17 protein-coding genes are annotated in these 19802 nt (G+C 62.3%); 15 read left to right on the top strand and 2 right to left on the bottom strand.

Features of this window, described 5'->3' with window-relative positions:
* The first annotated feature begins 71 nt into the window (after positions 1 to 71).
* Together B5G16_RS07340 and B5G16_RS07335 are read left to right on the top strand one after the other, a co-directional pair.
* Complete coding sequence (locus B5G16_RS07340; RefSeq protein WP_087262751.1) at positions 72 to 2210, top strand: prolyl oligopeptidase family serine peptidase; 2139 nt, start codon at positions 72 to 74, stop codon at positions 2208 to 2210.
* Between the two features lie 85 nt (positions 2211 to 2295).
* A complete protein-coding gene (locus B5G16_RS07335; protein ID WP_087262748.1) occupies positions 2296 to 3561 on the top strand; it encodes an aspartate kinase in 1266 nt (421 codons plus the stop codon).
* 208 nt (positions 3562 to 3769) lie between these two features.
* On the opposite strand, the gene B5G16_RS07330 is transcribed toward B5G16_RS07335, so the two are convergent.
* Entirely contained in the window at positions 3770 to 4867 is a 1098-nt protein-coding gene (locus B5G16_RS07330) for a DUF4435 domain-containing protein (RefSeq protein WP_087262746.1), read from the bottom strand.
* Positions 4868 to 4958: 91 nt separating this feature from the next.
* Here B5G16_RS07330 and B5G16_RS07325 point away from each other — a divergent pair, with 91 nt between their 5' ends.
* The 4 genes from B5G16_RS07325 to B5G16_RS07310 all read left to right on the top strand — a co-directional run bounded on the left by B5G16_RS07325 (position 4959) and on the right by B5G16_RS07310 (position 11842).
* A complete protein-coding gene (locus B5G16_RS07325; protein WP_087262744.1) occupies positions 4959 to 5306 on the top strand; it encodes a translation initiation factor in 348 nt (115 codons plus the stop codon).
* 1 nt (position 5307) lies between these two features.
* A complete protein-coding gene (locus B5G16_RS07320; protein WP_087262742.1) occupies positions 5308 to 8247 on the top strand; it encodes a hypothetical protein in 2940 nt (979 codons plus the stop codon).
* Positions 8248 to 8294: 47 nt separating this feature from the next.
* On the top strand, positions 8295 to 10694 hold the full coding sequence (locus B5G16_RS07315; RefSeq protein ID WP_087262740.1) for a transglycosylase domain-containing protein: 2400 nt from the start codon (positions 8295 to 8297) through the stop codon (positions 10692 to 10694).
* A gap of 155 nt (positions 10695 to 10849) precedes the next feature.
* Positions 10850 to 11842, top strand: a complete 993-nt coding sequence (locus B5G16_RS07310; protein ID WP_087262738.1) for an aspartate-semialdehyde dehydrogenase — start codon at positions 10850 to 10852, stop codon at positions 11840 to 11842.
* Between the two features lie 135 nt (positions 11843 to 11977).
* On the opposite strand, the gene B5G16_RS07305 is transcribed toward B5G16_RS07310, so the two are convergent.
* Positions 11978 to 13354, bottom strand: coding sequence for a tryptophanase (locus tag B5G16_RS07305; protein WP_087262736.1), 1377 nt, complete (start codon positions 13352 to 13354; stop codon positions 11978 to 11980).
* Between the two features lie 112 nt (positions 13355 to 13466).
* On the opposite strand from B5G16_RS07305, the gene B5G16_RS07300 reads away from it, so the two are divergent.
* The 9 genes from B5G16_RS07300 to nuoK all read left to right on the top strand — a co-directional run bounded on the left by B5G16_RS07300 (position 13467) and on the right by nuoK (position 19797).
* Complete coding sequence (locus tag B5G16_RS07300; protein ID WP_442856541.1) at positions 13467 to 14117, top strand: superoxide dismutase; 651 nt, start codon at positions 13467 to 13469, stop codon at positions 14115 to 14117.
* A gap of 213 nt (positions 14118 to 14330) precedes the next feature.
* Positions 14331 to 14690 (top strand): hypothetical protein, encoded by a 360-nt coding sequence (locus B5G16_RS07295; RefSeq protein ID WP_239406020.1) that lies wholly within the window; start codon positions 14331 to 14333, stop codon positions 14688 to 14690.
* A 128-nt stretch (positions 14691 to 14818) separates the two neighbouring features.
* On the top strand, positions 14819 to 15169 hold the full coding sequence (locus B5G16_RS07290) for an NADH-quinone oxidoreductase subunit A (protein WP_087262734.1): 351 nt from the start codon (positions 14819 to 14821) through the stop codon (positions 15167 to 15169).
* On the top strand, positions 15160 to 15819 hold the full coding sequence (locus tag B5G16_RS07285) for an NADH-quinone oxidoreductase subunit B (RefSeq protein WP_087262732.1): 660 nt from the start codon (positions 15160 to 15162) through the stop codon (positions 15817 to 15819). Before B5G16_RS07290 ends, B5G16_RS07285 begins: the two co-directional genes overlap by 10 nt.
* Positions 15809 to 17428: an NADH-quinone oxidoreductase subunit C gene (locus B5G16_RS07280; RefSeq protein WP_087262730.1), complete on the top strand. Its 1620-nt coding sequence runs from the start codon at positions 15809 to 15811 to the stop codon at positions 17426 to 17428. Before B5G16_RS07285 ends, B5G16_RS07280 begins: the two co-directional genes overlap by 11 nt.
* Before the next feature lie 20 nt (positions 17429 to 17448).
* Positions 17449 to 18525 carry an NADH-quinone oxidoreductase subunit NuoH gene (nuoH, locus tag B5G16_RS07275; RefSeq protein ID WP_087262727.1) on the top strand — a complete coding sequence of 359 codons (1077 nt, stop codon included), beginning with the start codon at positions 17449 to 17451 and terminating at the stop codon, positions 18523 to 18525.
* A 2-nt stretch (positions 18526 to 18527) separates the two neighbouring features.
* Complete coding sequence (locus B5G16_RS07270) at positions 18528 to 18962, top strand: 4Fe-4S binding protein (RefSeq protein WP_204228060.1); 435 nt, start codon at positions 18528 to 18530, stop codon at positions 18960 to 18962.
* A 3-nt stretch (positions 18963 to 18965) separates the two neighbouring features.
* Positions 18966 to 19475, top strand: coding sequence for an NADH-quinone oxidoreductase subunit J family protein (locus B5G16_RS07265; protein WP_087262725.1), 510 nt, complete (start codon positions 18966 to 18968; stop codon positions 19473 to 19475).
* 13 nt (positions 19476 to 19488) lie between these two features.
* On the top strand, positions 19489 to 19797 hold the full coding sequence (nuoK, locus tag B5G16_RS07260) for an NADH-quinone oxidoreductase subunit NuoK (RefSeq protein ID WP_087262723.1): 309 nt from the start codon (positions 19489 to 19491) through the stop codon (positions 19795 to 19797).
* The last annotated feature ends 5 nt before the right edge of the window (positions 19798 to 19802 follow it).

Here is a 19802-nt window from a genome sequence, read left to right as displayed (position 1 = left end):
TGGCAGACAAATGTATGGAAAATATCGAATTTTTCCTAACTTTGCCGCAATATCACCCCAAACGTTGCATTATGAAACAGTTTTCCCGTATGGCCGCCCTGTTGGCCGGGGCGTCGGTCCTGGCGATGACCGGTTGTGACAACATGAAGCAGATAAAGCATCTTCCCTACCCCGAAACGGCCCGCGGCGAGGTGGTGGACAACTACTTCGGCACCGAGGTGCCGGATCCCTACCGCTGGCTCGAGGACGACAACTCGGAGGCGACGGCCGCCTGGGTCGCTGCCGAAAATGCCGTAACCGAGGATTATCTCTCGCAGATCCCCTTCCGCAATGCCATCCGCGAGCGGCTGACCCAACTGTGGAACTACCCCAAGGAGGGGGCTCCGTCGAAACACGGCGACTGGTATTACTACTATTATAACGACGGATTGCAGAACCAGTCGGTGCTCTGCCGCACGCAGCAGCCCGGAGAGGCCGGCGAGGTCTTCCTCGATCCCAATACGTTGTCGGAGGACGGTACGGTGGCGCTTTCGGCAGTCTCCTTCTCGAAGAACGGACGCTATTTCGCCTATGCCGCCGCGGCATCGGGCTCGGACTGGGTCGAGATCCGCGTCATGGATACCGAAACCAAGACCCGGACCGAAGACCGGATCGAATGGGTGAAGTTCTCCGGCGCCGTGTGGGCCCCCGACTCGAAGGGGTTCTATTACAGCGCCTATGACGCCCCGAAGGAGGGCGTCTATTCGGCGCAGAACCAGTTCCAGAAGGTCTACTACCACAAGCTGGGGACCCCGCAGACGGCCGACCGCCTCATTTATGAGGACAAGGCCCACCCGCTGCGCTACTTCTCGGCCTGGCCCTCGGAGGACGGCAAGTGGCTCTTCGTTATTGCGTCGGAGGGTACCTCGGGAACCGAGATCCTCTGTCGGAAAACCTCCGAGACGAAGTTCCGCACGCTGCTCGCCGGCTTTGACCACGACTATGCACCGGTCGACTGCAAGGAGGACAACCTCTATTTCGTGACCAACGAGGGGGCCTCGAACTACACCCTCAAACGCATCGCGCTGACCGCGCCCGCGAAGGTCGAGACGGTGATCCCCGAGCATGAGAAGAACCTGCTCGAAGGGGTCGGCACGGCCGGCGGCTACCTCTTCGCCTCCTATTTGCAGGATGCCCAGAACCAGGTGGTGCAGTACGATTACGACGGCCGGCTCGTGCGTGAGATCGTGCTGCCGGCCATCGGTACGGTGGGCGGCTTCTCCGGCGAGGAGGAGGATACCGAACTCTACTATTCGCTCGCGAACTACACGGCTCCGGCGACGATCTACCGCTACGACATCGCCTCGGGCGAGTCGACCCTCTACAAGTCGCCCGAGGTGGCCTTCGACCCCGCGCTCTTCGTCACCGAGCAGGTCTTCTACCCCTCGAAGGACGGAACGCAGGTGCCGATGTTCATCACCCGTCGCAAGGACATGAAGCTCGACGGCAAGAATCCTTGTTTGCTTTACGGCTACGGCGGGTTCCAGATCAACCTCACGCCGGGATTCAACCCCTCGGCGCTGATGTTCGTCGAGCAGGGCGGCGTCTACTGCGTGGCCAACCTGCGCGGCGGCTCGGAGTACGGCGAGGCGTGGCACAAGGCCGGCATGCTGGAAAACAAACAGAATGTCTTCGACGACTTCATCGCCGCGGCCGAATACCTCATCGCGCAGAAGTACACCTCGTCGGAGCGGCTGGCCATCAACGGCGGTTCGAACGGCGGTCTGCTGGTCGGTGCCTGCGAGGTGCAGCGTCCGGACCTCTATGCGGTGTGCCTGCCGCAGGTCGGCGTGATGGACATGCTGCGCTACCACAAGTTTACGATCGGTTGGGGCTGGGCCGTCGAGTACGGTTCGTCGGACAACGAGGAGCAGTTCCCCTACATCTATAAATACTCGCCGCTGCACAATATCAAGGAGGGCGTGAAGTATCCCGCCACGCTGGTGATGACGGCCGACCACGACGACCGCGTCGTCCCGGCCCACTCGTTCAAGTTCGCCGCCCAGATGCAGCACTGCCAGGCCGGGGAGGCTCCGGTGCTGATCCGCATCGAGTCGAAGGCCGGACACGGGGCCGGGAAACCCACCTCGAAGCGCATCGACGAGGCGGCCGACATGTATGCATTCCTCTTCCAGAATATCGGGGTGCCCTATCGGCCGGTCGGGGAGTAGCAATCCCGGAAACAGCGCACGACGGAACGTCGCACGGGCGGCGGGAGCGTTGTCGAATATTGAAGGTTAGGTTAACAGGAAAAATATGAAGGTCTACAAATTCGGAGGCGCGTCGGTGCGGAATGCCGACGGGGTGAGAAACCTGCGCCAGATCATCGACGAGGAACAGCATCTCTTCATCATCGTTTCGGCGATGGGAAAGACGACGAACGCCCTGGAAAAGGTGTTCGAGGGGCTCCAAAAGGGCGATAAACAGCAGTCGCTGGACCACATCGGCCAGCTGCGCGAATACCATGCGGAGATCATCGACGACCTGTGGCACGAACCCAAACGCCTGGAAAAGGTCGACGCGCTGTTCGACGAACTGCAACGGGTCGCCACGCAGACGGCTTACCGCGCGGAGGATGCCGAGCTGTGGTACGATACGATCGTGGCCTACGGCGAGCTGGTCTCGACGACGATCATCTCCGAGTACCTGAACTGTGCCGGCGTTCCGAACCGCTGGATCGACATGCGCCGCTGCTTCGTCACGGAGCAGCGTCACAAGGATGCGGGAGTCGACATCGGAGCCTCGGCGCCCCGCCTGCGGGAGGCCGTGGCGGGCGGTCCCGAAACGGTCTTCATCGGTCAGGGATTCATCGGCGGGGCGCCCGACGGAACGACCACGACGCTCGGACGCGAAGGTTCGGACTATTCGGCGGCCGTGGCGGCGAACATCCTCGATGCCGAGTCGATGTCGGTATGGAAGGATGTCGACGGCGTGCTGAATGCCGATCCGAAGATCTTCCCCGACGCCGTGCAGATCGCCGAGCTGAACTACCTCGATACGATCGAACTGGCGTACAGCGGCGCGCAGATCATCCACCCGAAGACCATCAAGCCGCTGCAAAACAAGAACATACCGCTCTATGTGCGGCCTTTCGGCGACAAGCGCAAGCCCGGAACGGTGATCCGCGGGCTGTCGGCGCCGGTCGACGTGCCGATTCTGATCCTGAAAAAGGACCAGGTGCTGCTGACGATCCGTTCGCGGGACTTCTCGTTCGTGCTGGAAGAGAAGTTCGCAACGATCTTCTCGCTGCTGGAACGCTTCCGCATCAAGACCAACCTGATCCACAACTCGGCGGTGAATCTGAGCCTTTGCGTCGACAATTCGTGGCACATCGACGAGGTGGTCGAGGCGCTGCGCGAGTCGGGATTCGACGTGATGAAGTCCGAGAACATGGAACTGCTCACCGTGCGCGGCTATACCGACGAACTGTGGCGGCGCTATGCCCGCGGTCCGCAGGTCTTCATCCGGCAGGCTACGCAATCCACGGTGCGCATCGTCCGCAAGAAGGAGGGGCGCTATTGATCCCCGCCGATCCGAAAACAGAAAGGAGAGTCCATCAATGCGGACTCTCCTTTTTTCTTTACGGGCTCTTCCCGGCTTTTTGGGGCTGGCCTGCCCCCCCCCTTGTTTCGCCTGCGGCCCCTCCTTGCCTGCGGCCCACTCCTTGTCTGCGGCCCACTCCTTGCCTGCGTCCCCTTTTCGCCTGCGGCCGGCCCCTTGCCCCTTCCGTTCAAAAACGCTCCTGACGGAGCCGGTGCAGGATGCCGAGGACGGAATTCTCCTTGATCTGCCCGCGGCGCTTCATGTCGAGGATCGTGCGCGCGATGTAGCGTTCGATGTCGCGTTGGAGACTCTTGTAGAGCGGGCATTTCGTGTAGTTCTCGTTGTCGAGCAGCACGTCGCGGATCGACCGCAGCGAATTGGTGTAGTTCGACATCTCGTTTTTCAGCGCCACGCCCTGTTTCTGCGAGGCCGTGATCCGGGCAATCGACATCGCCCGCAGTTTCTCGCATACGGTGTTCAGCAGGATCATCACCACGTTGTCCATGAGCGTGTGGCCGTGCATGAAGAGATACGTGTTCTCGGGCTTCACGCCCCGCTGTCGGAGCTGCTCCTCGAACTCCTTCATCGGTTCGATCATCTTCGGGTTGCGGCGCCGCAGCAGCTCCTCGCGTTTGGCGACGTTGCGCCGCAGCCATTCGAGGGTCCGCTCGCCGTTGTTCTCGATTTCGAGGTAGCCCAGGCGCACCGACGACTTGAAGTCGATGAGCGGGAAGACGTTCTCCGAGGAGAGCTGCGCCGAGAAGGCATACCAGAGGAAAAGCGGGTAGATGATGCACGAATAGGCGTGCAGGAACTTCACGAAATCGAAGATCCGCGTGTCGTTCTTCGTGGCCTTGACGCAGACGTTGTGGAGCGAAGGGGCGTAGCAGAGGTAGTTTTCGGTGGCGTAGGCGTAGGTGTGGAACATGAACTTGGCCGCAGCGACCTCGCGCGACTGTTCGGTACGCCCGGCGAAGAGGTAGTCGAAGTCCGAGTCGACGCAGAGGATCATCTCTTCGGACGACTGGGGGATCATCCCCATGAGGACCTTCTTGCCCTTCGGGAGGTCGCCCCGGTCGGGCACCGAGATCTCGAAACGCAGGTAGGGGTTGTGAAAATGGTCGAAGATCCCGCGCCAGAAGGCCACGTCCTCATACCCCTCGACATAGACCCTCACCAGCCGCTGATTGGGGTCGGCGGGCAACGGTTGCGGCAGGTCGGCGGGCGATGCCGGATGCGCGAACGGGTTCATGCGTCGCAGTTTGTCGCGGAACTTCTTGGCCATACGCTTACAAAGATAAATATTTTCGTATTTTTGTGCAAAATAAAGCGCCCGAAGCGACGTTTTATTCCTACCATCCGAACAACATTTTTTTATGGCTGACAACGACTGGAAATCACGGCTCGGAATGGTCTACTCGACCAACCCCGACTTCGAATACGAAACCGACGAGGAGCCCGAAGCGGAGACGCTTCCCCCGCAACGGCAGGAGCTGCGCGTGTGGCTCGACCGCAAGCAGCGCGCCGGGAAGGTCGTGACGCTCGTGAAGGGGTTCGTGGGGCGCGACGAGGACCTGCAAGCCCTGGCGCGCCTGCTCAAAACGAAATGCGGCGTCGGCGGGGCCGCCAAGCAGGGCGAAATCCTCATCCAGGGCGACCACCGCGACCGGATCGTCGAAATACTCACCCGCAGCGGCTACCGCTGCAAAAAGGCCGGTTCCTGACGTGCGCCGGTCGCTGTTTCTGCTGCTCGTGGCCCTGTGTACGCTCTTCGGCATGCACCGTGCCGCCGCGCAGTACTACACCTGGGGCTCGGACCCCCCGCAGAAGTGGTCGACGATCCGCACGCCCGACGTGCGGATGATCTATCCCGATACGGTTTCGGCGCTCGCCCGGCGGACGCTCTTCTACATCCGCACCGTGCAGCCCGACATCTCCTACGGATTCAGCCGCGGGCCGATGCGCATCCCGTTCGTCATGCATCCCGAAAACTTCCAGTCGAACGGTCTGGTGATGTATCTCCCGAAGCGCGTGGAGTTCCTCACCTCGCCGGCCGTCGACGGCTATTCGATGCCGTGGTGCAAACAGCTCGTGGCCCACGAGTACCGCCACGCCGTGCAGTACAACAACCTCGACCGGGGCGTGATCCGCGTGTTGAGCTGGCTGCTCGGACAGCAGGGCTCGACCATCGGACTGCTGTGCCTGCCGATCTGGGCCATGGAGGGCGATGCCGTGATGTCCGAGACGATGATGTCGTCGTTCGGGCGGGGGCTGCAACCCTCCTTCTCGATGGCCTACCGCGCGATGGGCAGCGTCGGCCGCGACTGCCGCAACATCGACCGCTGGTTCTGCGGCTCCTACCGCGACTACATCCCCGACCACTACGAACTGGGCTATCAGATCTGCTCCTATGCCTGGGCGCGTTACGATGAGAACATTTGGGACCGCGTGGCATGGTACGGCGCGCGCAACCCCTACCTGCTGGCCACGACCCGGATCGCGCTGGAAAAGTATTACGATACGAATGTCAGCAAGCTGTTCCGTGAAACGTTCGACACGCTGGAACGCTTCTGGGACTCCCTGCCGAAGGTGAGCGACAGCGCGCGGCCGCTCGTCGGGCTTCCCGAACGAAACCATACGACCTACCAGTGGCCGCTGCCGCTGGGCGATACGGCGGTGCTGGCCGTCAAGACCGACCTGGGGCGCGTGTCCCGCTTCGTGCGCATCGACCGCCGCACGGGCGAGGAGCATACGATCGCCTCGACGGGGTTGATCTCCACGCGCCCGACGCTGGGCAACGGCCGCATCTGGTGGACCGAATACCGGCGTTCGCTGCTCTTCGAACAGCGGGTCAACTCGCAGCTCTGCTGGATGAATCTTGCGGACGGACGCCCCCGGACGGCCGGGCATGCCCGGCGGGTGCTCTATCCCACGGCAACGCCCGACGAACTGGGATGGGTCGAATACAGCCCCGACGGCCGCTATACGGTGGCCGTGCGGCGTAACGGTGCCGGGGAGCAGCGCTTCGCGGCACCCGACGGCAAGGAGCTGCACGGCCTGGCGTGGGACGACCTGACGCGCGCCTGGTATGTGCTGGTGACCGACGACAGCGGCATGTGGATCGGACGCATCGATGCCGAGGGACTGCACGCCGTGACCGAAGGGGCCTACATCACGCTCTCGGATCTGCGGGCCGGGGACGGACGGCTCTATTACGGCTCGATCGCCTCGGGCAAGGACGAAGCCCACTGTTACGATCTGACGACCGGGCGCGAATACCGCATCACGACCTCCGCCTACGGCTCCTTCGATCCGGCGCCGGCCGGCGGGGAGCTGCTCGTGACGACCTACGACCGGCGGGGCTATCGTGTGGCGGAACAGCCGACCGACAGCGCGCTGATTCCCGTGGCGCCGTCGCGGCTGCCGGTGAACCTCGTCAACCCGGAGCGCCGGCGCTGGGAGGTGGTGAATCTCGATACGGTGCGGTTCACGGCGGCGGACTCAACGGCCCAGAGCCGCGATTTCCGGGCGAAACGCTATCGGAAAGTGCCCAATCTGATCAATGTACACAGCTGGATGCCCGTGGCGTTCAATCCCTTCTCGCTGGTCGACGAGCAGGCGATCGACCTGAATGCCGGCGTCACGCTCATCTCGCAGAACCTCCTCTCGAACACCGAGTCCTACGCCTCCTACGGCTGGAACCGCCACGAAGGCTCGCTCGTGAACCTCGGCGTGCGCTACTTCGGACTGGGCGTGCGCTTCGATCTCGACGCCTCCTACGGCGGCAACCAGCTCTTCTATTCGCTCGGGCAGTACAACGCCCAGACCGGGAAATACGAGTACCAGTCGCGTCCCGCCCCCGACAAATACTACTCCGTGGGGCTGACGGCCTCGCTGCCGCTCTGTTTCCAGCGCGGATACCGCACGCGGCAGCTTACGGTGTCGGCCGGCTGGAACTACTCGAACGGCATGGTCGCCGATCTGGACGAGATCCGCTGGGGCGATAACGGCGGGATCACCAACATCCAGCACATCGGTTTCCGCAAGGGCCTGCACAAGGTGGCCTTCGGCGTGGGATTTTCGGACCAGGTGCGGCTCGCGCACCGCGACTTCGCGCCCCGCTGGGGCTATACCCTCATGACGAACTACACGTTCAACCCCGCGGACCGCTATTTCAGCGATCTGATCTCGTTCTACGGCCAGACCTACCTGCCGGGCGTCGCCCCGCACCATTCGCTCTCGGTGGCCGCGACCTACCAGACGTCGATCGGCGGCTACAAGTTCCCGGGCGGCTACGCTCCGTTGAGCTACAAGTCCACGCGCCTCATTCCGCGGGGCTTCACCTCGGCCGACATCGTCTCGAACAACTACACGGCCGGCGAACTCAACTACCGGCTGCCGCTCTGCTATCCCGAGGGCGGTATCGGTTCGGTGATCTATTTCAAGCGTATCCGCCTGAACATCGGGGGCGACTACGCCCGGTTCCGCACCCCCGGAACCCGCGGCCTGACCTGGCGCGGGATCTGGTCGGCAGGCGGCGACCTCTCGTTCGATTTCAACCTCTTCCGGCAGCCGGCATCGGCCACCTCCTCCTTCACCGTCTCCTGTTACCGACCGTCGAGCGGCGGTGTCTGGATCGGTGCCTCGCTCGGTCTGCCGTTTTGAATGATTTGTTGGGGAATATTTTGTATCTTTGCCGCAAAATCGGATGTATGGTACAGCGTAAAAAGTCGGGAATCAGCCCGAAGGCGATAAAATGGATCTGGATCGTGGCCTTCGCGCCCTTCGCCCTGGTGGGCCTGTTGCTGCTGCTCACGGCGCTCGGAACCTTCGGACGCATGCCTTCGTTCGAGGAGTTGGAAAACCCCCGGAGCAACCTCGCCACGGAGATCTACTCCGAGGACGGGAAGGTCCTCGGCACGTTCTTCGTGCAGAACCGCTCCTACGTGCAGTATGCCGACCTCTTCCCGGCGGATTCGACGCTCCACATCCGCCTCGACGGACACGAGGTGCCGCCGATCGTCGCGGCGCTCATCGCCACCGAGGACGCGCGCTTCCGCAGCCATTCGGGTATCGACATCCCCTCGCTGGCGCGCGTGGCCGTGAAGACCGTGCTGTTGCAGAACACCTCGCAGGGCGGCGGCTCGACCATCACGCAGCAGCTGGCCAAGAACCTCTTCCCGCGCGATACGGGCAACCGGGGACGGCTGGGACGGATGGCCAAACTCGTCACCGCGAAACTCAAAGAGTGGATCACCGCCCTCAAACTCGAATACAACTATACGAAGGAGGAGATCGCCGCCATGTACCTCAATACGGTGGAGTACGGCTCGAACGCCTACGGCATCAAGTCGGCGGCCCACACCTTTTTCAACAAGGAACCCCACGAACTCAACGTGCAGGAGGCCGCGGTGCTGGTCGGCGTGGTGAACGCCCCGACGCGCTACTCGCCCGTGCGGAATCCGGACAACGCCCTGGCGCGCCGCAATCTGGTCCTCTCGCGCATGGCGGAGGCCGGCGCCCTGACCCGCGCCCAGCGTGACTCGATTGCGGCCCTCCCCATCGTGCTGAACTACAAGCCCGTGTCGCACAACGAGGGCTCGGCGACCTACTTCCGCGAGATGCTCCGCCTGGTGATGAACGCCGAACGCCCGAAGCGCAGCCAGTTCTACAACGAATGGGACTATGACCAGGCGGTGAAGGAGTACGAGGAGAACCCCCTCTACGGCTGGTGCCACAAGAACACCAAGGCCGACGGCACGCCCTACAACATCTACCGCGACGGACTGAAAATCTATACGACGATCAACTCCCGGATGCAGGCCTATGCCGAACAGGCGGTCCAGAAGCAGATGGAGACGGTCATCCAACCCAAGATGGATGCGCAGTACCGCAATACGAAGGTGCTGTTCCTCGATACGGACCGCGCGGAGCGCGACCGGATCATGCGCCAGGCAATCCGCTACTCGGACCGTTACCGGGAGATGAAGGAGGCCGGGAGCAGCGAGAAGGAGATTCTGGCGTCGTTCGACAGGCCCTGCGCGATGAAGGTCTTCACCTACAAGGGCGAGCGCGATACGCTGATGACGCCGCGCGACTCGATCCTCCACCACAAGCGCATCATGCGCGCCGCAATGGTGGCCATGGATCCCCGTACGGGTGCGGTCAAGGCATACGTCGGCGGTCCGAACTTCCGCTACTTCAAGTATGACATGGCCAAGCAGGGCAAACGGCAGATCGGTTCGACGATCAAGCCCTTCGTCTATACGTTCGCCATCGACCATCTGGGATTCACCCCCTGCACGATGGTCCCGAACCTGCCGACGACGATCGAGACGGCCAACGGTACGGCCTGGTCGCCGAAGGAGGCCGGGCGGGTCGAATACGACGGCGTGCTGCACCCGCTGCGCTGGGGCCTCGCCCGCAGCCGCAACAACTATTCGGCCTGGATCATGAAGCAGGCCAAACAGCCCGAAGCCGTGGCCGACTTCATCCACAACATGGGTATCCGCAGCTACATCGATCCGGTTCCGGCGCTGTGCCTCGGAACCTCGGAATCGAACGTCTACGAGATGGTCAGCGCCTTCTCGACCTTCGCCAACGAGGGCGTGCACACGGATCCGATCTTCGTGACGCGCATCGAGGACCGTCAGGGCAACCTCATCGCGACGTTCATCCCGCAGTCGCAGGACGCCATCAGCGAACGCACGGCCTATACGATGCTGACGATGTTGCAGGGCGTGGTCAACGCCGGAACGGCCGGACGGCTGAAATGGCAGTTCGGTTTGACCGACATGGAGATCGGCGGCAAGACCGGTACGTCGAACAAGAACCGCGATGCGTGGTTCATGTGCGTGGCGCCGCGGCTGGTGGCCGGAGCATGGGTCGGCGGCGAGGATCAGTCCGTGCACTTCATCTCGGGCGGCGAGGGCAGTGTGGCGGCCCTTCCGATCGTCGGGGAGTTCATGAAGCGCGTCTATGACGACGGTCGGCTGGGCGTCAGCCGTACGGATCAGTTCGTGCGGCCGCCGATGATGCCCCGTTACGACTGTGAGGACGAAATGGAGGCTGCCGACACGGAGACTACGGAGGACGACGACTTCTTCGATTGACGCCCGCATCCTGTCCGGACCCCGGGCGCTGCTCCGCCCGGCTCCGGAAACTCCCTGTCCCGGACGAAATTACGCGAGCAGGGGTTGTTTTCTAAAAATTTTTACTATCTTTGTCCGGAAGGTTTGCCCGCCAAACCGATTAAACGAAACGAACCATGAAAATTGCCATCGTGGGCGCCAGCGGCGCCGTGGGTCAGGAGTTCCTGAAAATTCTCGAAGAGCGCGATCTTCCGATCGACGAACTGCTCCTGTTCGGCTCCGAACGGAGTGCCGGACGCAGCTACCGTTTCCGCGGCAGGGAGATCACCGTCAAACTGCTGCAACACAACGACGACTTCAAGGGGGTGGATTTCGCCCTCACGTCGGCCGGAGCCGGCACGTCGCGTGAGTTTGCCGAAACGATTACCAAACACGGCGCCGTGATGATCGACAATTCGAGCGCCTTCCGCATGGATGCCGACGTGCCCCTGGTGGTCCCGGAGGTCAACCCCGGAGATGCGAAGAACGCCCCGCGGCGGATCATCGCCAATCCGAACTGTACGACGATTCAGATGGTCGTGGCCTTGCAGGCCATCGAGAACCTTTCGCACATCCGCCGCGTGCACGTGTCGACCTACCAGTCGGCCAGCGGCGCCGGGGCCTCGGCCATGGCCGAACTGGTGGAGCAGTACGCCGAACTGGGCGCCGGCAAGGAGCCCACGGTCGAGAAGTTCGCCTTCCAGCTGGCCTACAACGTCATCCCGCATATCGACGTCTTCACGGAGAACGACTATACGAAGGAGGAGATGAAGATGTTCCACGAGACGCGCAAGATCATGCACTCGGACATCCGCGTCTCGGCGACTTGTGTGCGTGTCCCGGTGATGCGCGCCCACTCGGAGAGCATCTGGCTCGAAACCGAACGCCCGGTATCGGTGGAGGAGGCCCGCGAGGCCTTCTCGAAGGCCGAAGGGGTCGTGCTGATGGATGATCCCGCCGGCAAGGTCTACCCGATGCCGCTGTTCATCGCCGGCAAGGACCCCGTCTACGTGGGCCGCATCCGCAAGGACCTGACCTCGGAGAACGGTCTGGCGTTCTGGTGCGTGAGCGACCAGATCAAGAAGGGGGCTGCGCTCAACGCCGTGCAGATCCTCGAAACGCTGCTCTGATCGGCCGGATCTCCGATTCCCGCCCGGCCTTGCTGGACGCCGCAGGCGGGAGAGCGGCCGCCTTTGTCGAAACGACGCCCGGAGTTCCGTGGGGAACCCCGGGCGTCGGTCGTTTTATCGGCATGGAGCGTCGGGTCAGATCTTCTCCAACTCGACGGTGAAGTGGCGCAGGATCGGCGCCTCGAAGGTGATGCGGTAGCCGGTCGTGATCTCCGTACGGCGTTCGTAGATGTTGCGGCAGGCTGCGGCGATCACGCGGATGTGGTTGTCCGTGTAGACGCGGCGCGGAATGGCCAGGCGGAGGAGTTCGAGCGCCGGATAGCGGTTCTCGTGCGTCTCGGGATCGCGGTCCGCGAGGATCGAGCCGATCTCCACGCCCCGGATGCCCGCTTCGAGATAGAGCTCCACGGCCAGCGTCTGGGCGATGAACTGCTCCTTCGGGAGGTTCGGGAGCACCCGCTTGGCGTCGATGAAGATCGCGTGCCCTCCGGCCGGACGCTGGTACGGAACGCCGTACTCGTCGAGCAGGTCGCCCAGCAGCTTCACCTGACGGATCCGCGCGTCGAGCTGTTCGAACTCCGTATTCTCGTCCAGTCCCACGGCCAGGGCGTCCATGTCGCGCCCCGACATGCCGCCGTAGGTGACATAACCCTCGTACATGATGCAGAAGGATTTGGCCCGGGTGAAGAGCTCCTCGGAACGCATGGCCACGAAACCGCCCATGTTCACCACGCCGTCCTTCTTGGCCGAGATGGTCATGATGTCGGCATACTGGTAGATCTCGCGCACGATCTCCTTGATCGACTTGTCGGCATACCCCTCTTCGCGGGTCTTGATGAAGTAGGCGTTCTCGGCGAAGCGCGCCGAGTCGATGAGCAGGGGCACGCCGTAACGGCGGCACACCTCGGCCGTCTCGCGGATGTTGCGCATCGAAACGGGCTGACCCCCGGCCGTGTTGTTGGTGATGGTCAGCACCACGCACGGGATCTTCTCGCGCGGGTTTTCGCGCAGCACCTTTTCCAGTTTGGCCGTGTCCATCTCGCCCTTGAAGGGGATTTCGAGCTGTGTGTCGGCCGCGGCGTCGATCGTGCAGTCCACGGCGTGGCAGCGGCGGAACTCGATGTGGCCCTTCGTGGTGTCGAAGTGCGAGTTGCCGGGGACGATGTCGCCTTCGCGGAGCAGGGCCGAGAAGATCACGTTCTCGGCGGCGCGCCCCTGGTGGGTCGGCAGGAACCACGGCATGTCGAAGAGTCGTTCGATGACGGCTTTCAGCCGGAAATAGGACGAAGCCCCGGCGTAGCTCTCGTCGCCGGTCATCATCGCCGCCCACTGGCGGTCGGACATCGACCCCGTGCCGGAGTCGGTCAGCAGGTCGATCGTCACCTGGTCGGCGCGGAGTTTGAAGAGGTTGTAGCGGGCTTCGCGGATCCAGGTTTCGCGCTCTTCGCGCGTGGAGGTGCGGATGGCCTCGGTCATCTTGATCTTGTAGGGTTCGGCATAGGGTAGTTTCATGGTTGTGACGATTGATTGGTTTTTCAACCAAAAATACGAAATTTTTTCGAGATTTTGCAGTTCGGGCATTCAATTTGTCGGCATCGGAAGCGAATTGCAGAAAAACTGAAAAATGACCGTACCTTTTTTATTTCCGATTCTCATGCTGATGACCGCCATGACCGACACTGTGACCGATTCCCGTTTCGAGCCCCGCGAACTGCCCTATGACTACGGGGCGCTGGCGCCGTACCTCTCCGAGGAGACGATGCGCTTTCACCACGACAAACACTATGCGAGCTATGTGGCCAAACTCAACGAACTACTGCTCGATTCGCCGCTGGCCGGACAGCCGCTCGAAGACATCCTCCTCGCGGCCGACGGCCCGCTCTACAACAATGCCGCACAGGCCTGGAACCATGCGTTCTTTTTCGAACAGCTCTCGCCGCAGCCGCAGCGGGAGCCGTCGCCCGAACTGCGTGCGGCCATCGACCGCGACTTCGGATCGCTCGATGCCCTCGTAACCCGCATGAATCAGGCTGCCGCGGGGTTGTTCGGTTCGGGATGGGTGTGGCTGGCCGCCGACCGGCAGGGGCATCTGTCGATCCTCGCCGAGCCGAATGCCGGGAATCCCCTCCGCAAGGGGCTCATCCCGCTGCTGGGAATCGACGTCTGGGAGCACGCCTACTACATCGACTACCGCAACCGGCGCGCCGATGCCGTCGCGGCACTCTGGAACGTCGTCGACTGGCGCTGCGTCAGCGACCGCTACGCCCGCCGCTGACCGACGCGAAGCACGTCCGCCCCGGGCGGCGTGTGCGCGGGGAGCGTCCGCAGATGCGGGCGCTCCCCGCGTGTCGTCCGGAGCCCGGGAACCGGCCTGCGGAGCCGCCTTCCCGCCGGGAATGAGACTTTTTTTGAAATTTTTTGGTCTGCCGGTTCGTTTTTCTGCCCGAAAGAGCGTATCTTCGCAGCGTGAAATGCCGCTGATCCGATGGTGGAGAGAATTCAATACTTGCTGATTCTGTCGCTCTTCGTGCTGACGGGGAGCCTGGAGGAGATCTCTGTCCGCGACGAGCTCCGCGAGGTCCATCCCGTGTTGACCCAGCCGGCGGATCAGGAGGTCGCAGCCGCGGTTCGCAACTACCTGTCGGCCTGGACTCATACCTGTGATTTTCAAGCAGAAACTCCGGTCGTATCCCTCGATCACAAATTCGTCGTACGGCAGCGTGCTGCCGTACGCTCGGCCGTCGAATCCGCATTCGGAGTCCGCATTGCCGCCTGCACCGCGCCGCCGCGTCCCTATGGCAGCCCGGTGGACTACTATGTCTTTTCCCTCGGGCGCATTCTGATTTAGCCGTCCCGCGCCGCAATCCTCGGGCACAGGCCCTTCTGCGGATGCGGCGCACCTTCCGAATCCCGGATCCCGGAGCTGTGCGGCCCGGAATCAAGTCGCCGTTGAATCCATAAAACAGCTATCATACCATGTATTTTACGCTTTTGGTGGTCGTCATCCTGACGGCCATTGCGCTGGTCGCCGTCGCGCTGGGGATTGCCCGCGCCATCTCGCCCCGCTCGTACAACCCCCAGAAGGGCGAAGCCTACGAGTGCGGAATCCCGACGCGCGGACGTTCGTGGATGCAGTTCAAGGTGGGGTACTACCTCTTCGCCATCCTCTTCCTGATGTTCGACGTCGAGACGGTCTTCCTCTTCTCGTGGGCCGTCGTCGTGCAGGACCTCGGCACCTACGGGCTGGTCAGCATCCTGTTCTTCCTGATTGTTTTGATTTTGGGCCTGGCCTACGCCTGGCGGAAAGGAGCTTTGGAATGGAAGTGAAGAATCCCCGCATCAAGTCGATGAAGTACGAGGACTTCAACGACAACGAGTACATCGAGTCGATGGTCCGCGAGCTGCGCGAGAACGGTACGAACGTCGTCGTGGGTTGCCTCGACGAGGTGATCGAATGGGGCCGCAGCAACAGCCTCTGGCCGCTGACCTTCGCGACGAGCTGCTGCGGCATCGAGTTCATGGCCGTGGGCGCCGCACGCTACGATTTTGCCCGCTTCGGGTTTGAAGTCGCCCGCGCCTCCCCGCGTCAGGCCGACTTCATCATGGTCGCCGGAACCATCACCCACAAGATGGCCCCCGTGCTGAAACGCCTCTACGACCAGATGGCCGATCCGAAGTACGTCATCGCCACGGGCGGCTGCGCCATCAGCGGCGGCCCCTTCAAGAAGTCGTACCACGTGGTCAACGGCGTGGACAAGATCCTGCCCGTCGACGTCTACATCCCGGGCTGCCCGCCGCGCCCCGAGGCGATGCTCTACGGACTGATGCAGTTGCAGCGCAAGGTCAAGGTGCAGCGCTTCTTCGGCGACGTGAACCGCCAGATCGACCGCAAGGAGTACGAGGAGCTGCTGCGCCGCGACCTGACGGCCGAAAAGAACGAACTCAATGTCGAAAAAGATGCGAACCATGAACAATAATCTGAAAGAGAGGATCACGGCGTGGGAACCCGCCGCCGTGTGGTCGGAGGGCGGTGACGGCCGCTTCACCGTGCCGGCGGAGCGCTTCCGCGATCTGGCCGTGCGGCTCCGGGCCGAGGGCTTCGATTTCCTGCGCAGCCTCACCGGCATGGACTGGGGCGAGGAGGGCTTCGGCGTGGTCTACCACCTCGAATCGACCGCCACGGGCGAGAACGTCGTCCTGCGGACCGTGACCCCGGACCGGGAGAATCCGGTGCTGGCGTCGGTCTGCGACCTGTGGAAGGGCGCCGAACTGAACGAACGCGAGGCGTTCGACTACTTCGGGATCCGCTTCCTGAACCACCCCGACATGCGGCGTCTGTTCCTGCGCGACGACTGGGTGGGATACCCCCTGCGCAAGGACTATGACCCGGCGCAGAACCCCCTGCGCATGAGCAACGAGGTGGCCCGCGACAGTACGGCGTCGTTCGAGCTGATGCCCGACGGCAGCATCATCCGCAAGCGCAACGTCCTCTTCGAGGAGGAGGAGTACGTCATCAACATCGGCCCCCAGCACCCGGCAACGCACGGCGTGCTGCGCTTCCGCGTCTCGCTCGAAGGCGAGATCATCCGCAAGCTCGACGCCCACTGCGGCTACATCCACCGCGGCATCGAGAAGATGTGCGAGGAGCTGACCTACCCCCAGACGCTGGCCCTGACCGACCGGCTCGACTACCTCGGCGCGGCGCAGAACCGCCATGCACTCTGCATGTGCATCGAGAAGGGGCTGGGCGTGGAGGTCCCGGAGCGCGTGCAGTACATCCGCACGATCATGGACGAGTTGCAGCGCATCGATTCGCACCTGCTCTTCTTCTCGTGCCTCTGCATGGACATGGGTGCCCTGACGGCCTTCTTCTACGGATTCCGCGACCGCGAAAAGGTCCTCGACATCCTGGAACAGACCACCGGAGGGCGTCTGATCCAGACCTATAACACGATCGGCGGCGTGCAGGCCGACATCCATCCCGACTTCGTGCGCAAGGTCAAGGCGTTCATCGCCTACATGCGTCCGACGCTGCGCGAGTACCACGAGGTCTTCACCGGCAACGTCATCGCGCAGGAGCGTCTGAAAGGCACCGGCGTGCTGTCGCGCGAGGATGCCATTTCGTTCGGCGCCACGGGCGGCACGGGACGCGCCTCGGGCTGGGCCTGCGACGTGCGCAAACGCCATCCCTACGCCGCCTACGGCAAGGTGCAGTTCAACGAGGTGCTCTTCTCGGAGGGCGACTGCTTCGCCCGCTACATGGTCCGCATGCGCGAGATCGAGCAGAGCATGGACATCATCGAACAGCTGATCGACAACATCCCCGAGGGCGACTGGCAGGTGAAGATGAAGCCCGTGATCCGCATCCCCGAAGGCAGCTACTACGCCGCCGTCGAGGGGAGCCGCGGCGAGTTCGGGGTCTTCATCGAGAGCCGGGGCGACAAGTACCCCTACCGGATGAAGTTCCGCTCGACGGGCCTGCCGCTGGTGGCCTGTCTGGACACCATCGCCCGCGGGACGAAGATCGCCGACCTGATCGCCATCGGCGGAACGCTCGACTATGTGGTTCCCGATATTGACCGTTGAATGCAAAACCCGAAGAGACTATGTTTGATTTCAGTCTGATTACGAACTGGGTCCACGGTCTGCTGACCTCGTGGATGCCGCTGGGGCTGGCGATTTTCCTCGAATGCGTGATCGTCGGCGTCTGTCTGCTGCTGCTGTACGCCGTGATCGCCATCGTGATGATCTTCATGGAACGCAAGGTCTGTGCGGCGTTCCAGTGCCGGCTGGGCCCGATGCGCGTGGGCCCGTGGGGTACGGTGCAGGTCTTCTGCGACGTCGTCAAGATGTTGACCAAGGAGATCATCACCGTCCGCCATTCGGACCGATTCCTCTACAACCTCGCGCCCTACATCGTCATCCTGGCCTCGGTGCTGGCCTTCGCCTGCCTGCCCGTCTCGCGCGGGTTGGAGATCCTCGACTTCAACGTCGGCGTCTTCTTCCTGATGGCCGCCTCGTCGATCGGCGTGGTCGGCATCCTGCTCGCCGGATGGAGCTCGAACAACAAGTATTCGCTCATCGGAGCCATGCGCAGCGGCGCCCAGATGATCTCCTACGAACTCTCGATCGGCCTGTCGATCCTCACGATCGTCGTGCTGACCGATACGATGCAGTTCTCGGAGATCGTCGAGCGGCAGGCCGACGGCTGGTTCCTCTTCAAGGGCCACATCCCGGCGCTGATCGCCTTCGTGATCTACCTCATCGCGGGCAACGCCGAGGTCAACCGCGGCCCGTTCGACCTCCCGGAGGCCGAGTCGGAGCTCACGGCCGGTTACCACACCGAGTATTCGGGCATGCACTTCGGCCTCTTCTACGTCGCCGAGTTCGTCAACCTGTTCATCATCTCGGGCGTCGCGGCCACGATCTTCCTCGGGGGCTGGATGCCGCTGCACATCCCCGGCTGGGAGGGCTTCAACACCGTCATGGACTACATCCCGGGCTTCGTGTGGTTCTTCGCCAAGGCCTTCTTCGTGGTGTGGCTGCTGATGTGGATCAAGTGGACCTTTCCGCGGCTGCGCGTCGACCAGATCCTGACCCTCGAATGGAAATACCTCGTGCCGATCGGGCTGGTGAACCTGCTGCTGATGGTCATTGTCGTCGTATTCAAACTGCATTTCTGATTATGAGCTATATCAAAGGACTCTTCCAGGGGATCGGCAGCCTGGCTACGGGCCTGAAAGTCACTTTCAGGGAGTTCTTCACGCCGAAGGTCACTGAGCAGTACCCCGAGAACCGGGCGACGCTGAAAATGTACGACCGCTTCTGCGGCGAGCTGACCATGCCCCACGACGCCGAAGGGCACAACAAGTGCATCGCCTGCGGGCTGTGCCAGACCAACTGCCCGAACGGCACGATCCGCCTTGTGACCGAGATGGTCACCGATCCCGAAACGGGCAAGTCGAAGAAACGCCTCGTGCGCTACGAGTACGACCTGGGGTCGTGCATGTTCTGCCACCTGTGCGTGAACAGTTGCCCAACGGGCGCCATCCGCTTCTCCCAGAAGTTTGAACACGCGGTCTTCACCCGCGAAAAACTCGTCAAACAACTCAACCGCTAAGCCATGGAGATCACACTCGAACTGATCGTTTTCATCATTCTTGCGCTTTTTATCAGCGTGAATGCCGTGCTGGCCGTGACGACCAAACGTATTCTGCGTGCCGCGACCTATCTGCTGTTTGTGTTGTTCGGCACGGCCGGTATCTATTTCCAACTCAACTATTCGTTCCTCGGGGCCGTGCAGCTGCTGATCTATGCCGGCGGTATCACGGTGCTCTACGTCTTTTCGATCCTGCTGACGTCGAGCGAAGGCGACAAGGCCTCCGACCTGAAGGGCTACAAACTCGTGGCGGGACTGATCGCCACGGTCGTGAGTCTGGGCATCTGCCTCTGGGTGATGCTGCGCCACGACTTCCTGCCCCAGCACTTCGAACACGGCGAACTCAACGTACAGGAGATCGGCCATGCGTTGATGAGCGCCGACAAATACGGTTACGTGCTGCCCTTCGAGGTCATCAGCGTGCTGCTGCTGGCCTGCATCGTCGGCGGCATCCTGATCGCCCGTAAACGCTAAAACCAGTACGGCTATGATCAAAATGGAATATTACCTCGTCGTCTCCACGATCCTGATGTTCGTGGGCATCTACGGCTTCGTCACGCGCCGCAACCTGCTGGCGATGCTGATCTCCGTGGAGCTGATCCTCAATTCGGTGGATATCAACTTCGTGGTCTTCAACCGTTTCCTCTTTCCGGAGCAGCTCGAAGGATTCTTCTTCACGCTCTTTGCCATCGGCGTGAGCGCCGCGGAGACCGCCGTGGCCATCGCCATCATCATCAACATCTACCGCAACATCCGCAACATCGAGGTCAAGAACCTGCGCGAGATGAAGTGGTAACCCGC

The sequence above is a fragment of the Alistipes sp. An66 genome, from assembly GCF_002161445.1.
Taxonomy (GTDB): domain Bacteria; phylum Bacteroidota; class Bacteroidia; order Bacteroidales; family Rikenellaceae; genus Alistipes; species Alistipes cottocaccae.
The sequence above is the reverse complement of the archived record's forward strand: the minus strand, read 5'-3'. Positions and strand labels throughout refer to the sequence as shown.

Excerpts from the sequence above, each read along its gene's own strand:
- B5G16_RS07310 (WP_087262738.1), top strand. The coding sequence starts at position 10,850 with ATGAAAATTGCCATCGTGGGCGCCAGCGGCGCCGTGGGTCAGGAGTTC.
- B5G16_RS07280 (WP_087262730.1), top strand. The coding sequence starts at position 15,809 with ATGAACAATAATCTGAAAGAGAGGATCACGGCGTGGGAACCCGCCGCC.
- B5G16_RS07265 (WP_087262725.1), top strand. The coding sequence starts at position 18,966 with ATGGAGATCACACTCGAACTGATCGTTTTCATCATTCTTGCGCTTTTT.
- B5G16_RS07290 (WP_087262734.1), top strand. The coding sequence starts at position 14,819 with ATGTATTTTACGCTTTTGGTGGTCGTCATCCTGACGGCCATTGCGCTG.
- B5G16_RS07305 (WP_087262736.1), bottom strand. The coding sequence starts at position 13,354 with ATGAAACTACCCTATGCCGAACCCTACAAGATCAAGATGACCGAGGCC.
- B5G16_RS07325 (WP_087262744.1), top strand. The coding sequence starts at position 4,959 with ATGGCTGACAACGACTGGAAATCACGGCTCGGAATGGTCTACTCGACC.
- B5G16_RS07340 (WP_087262751.1), top strand. The coding sequence starts at position 72 with ATGAAACAGTTTTCCCGTATGGCCGCCCTGTTGGCCGGGGCGTCGGTC.
- B5G16_RS07300 (WP_442856541.1), top strand. The coding sequence starts at position 13,467 with ATGACCGTACCTTTTTTATTTCCGATTCTCATGCTGATGACCGCCATG.
- B5G16_RS07315 (WP_087262740.1), top strand. The coding sequence starts at position 8,295 with ATGGTACAGCGTAAAAAGTCGGGAATCAGCCCGAAGGCGATAAAATGG.
- B5G16_RS07335 (WP_087262748.1), top strand. The coding sequence starts at position 2,296 with ATGAAGGTCTACAAATTCGGAGGCGCGTCGGTGCGGAATGCCGACGGG.
- B5G16_RS07285 (WP_087262732.1), top strand. The coding sequence starts at position 15,160 with ATGGAAGTGAAGAATCCCCGCATCAAGTCGATGAAGTACGAGGACTTC.
- nuoH (WP_087262727.1), top strand. The coding sequence starts at position 17,449 with ATGTTTGATTTCAGTCTGATTACGAACTGGGTCCACGGTCTGCTGACC.
- nuoK (WP_087262723.1), top strand. The coding sequence starts at position 19,489 with ATGATCAAAATGGAATATTACCTCGTCGTCTCCACGATCCTGATGTTC.
- B5G16_RS07330 (WP_087262746.1), bottom strand. The coding sequence starts at position 4,867 with ATGGCCAAGAAGTTCCGCGACAAACTGCGACGCATGAACCCGTTCGCG.
- B5G16_RS07270 (WP_204228060.1), top strand. The coding sequence starts at position 18,528 with ATGAGCTATATCAAAGGACTCTTCCAGGGGATCGGCAGCCTGGCTACG.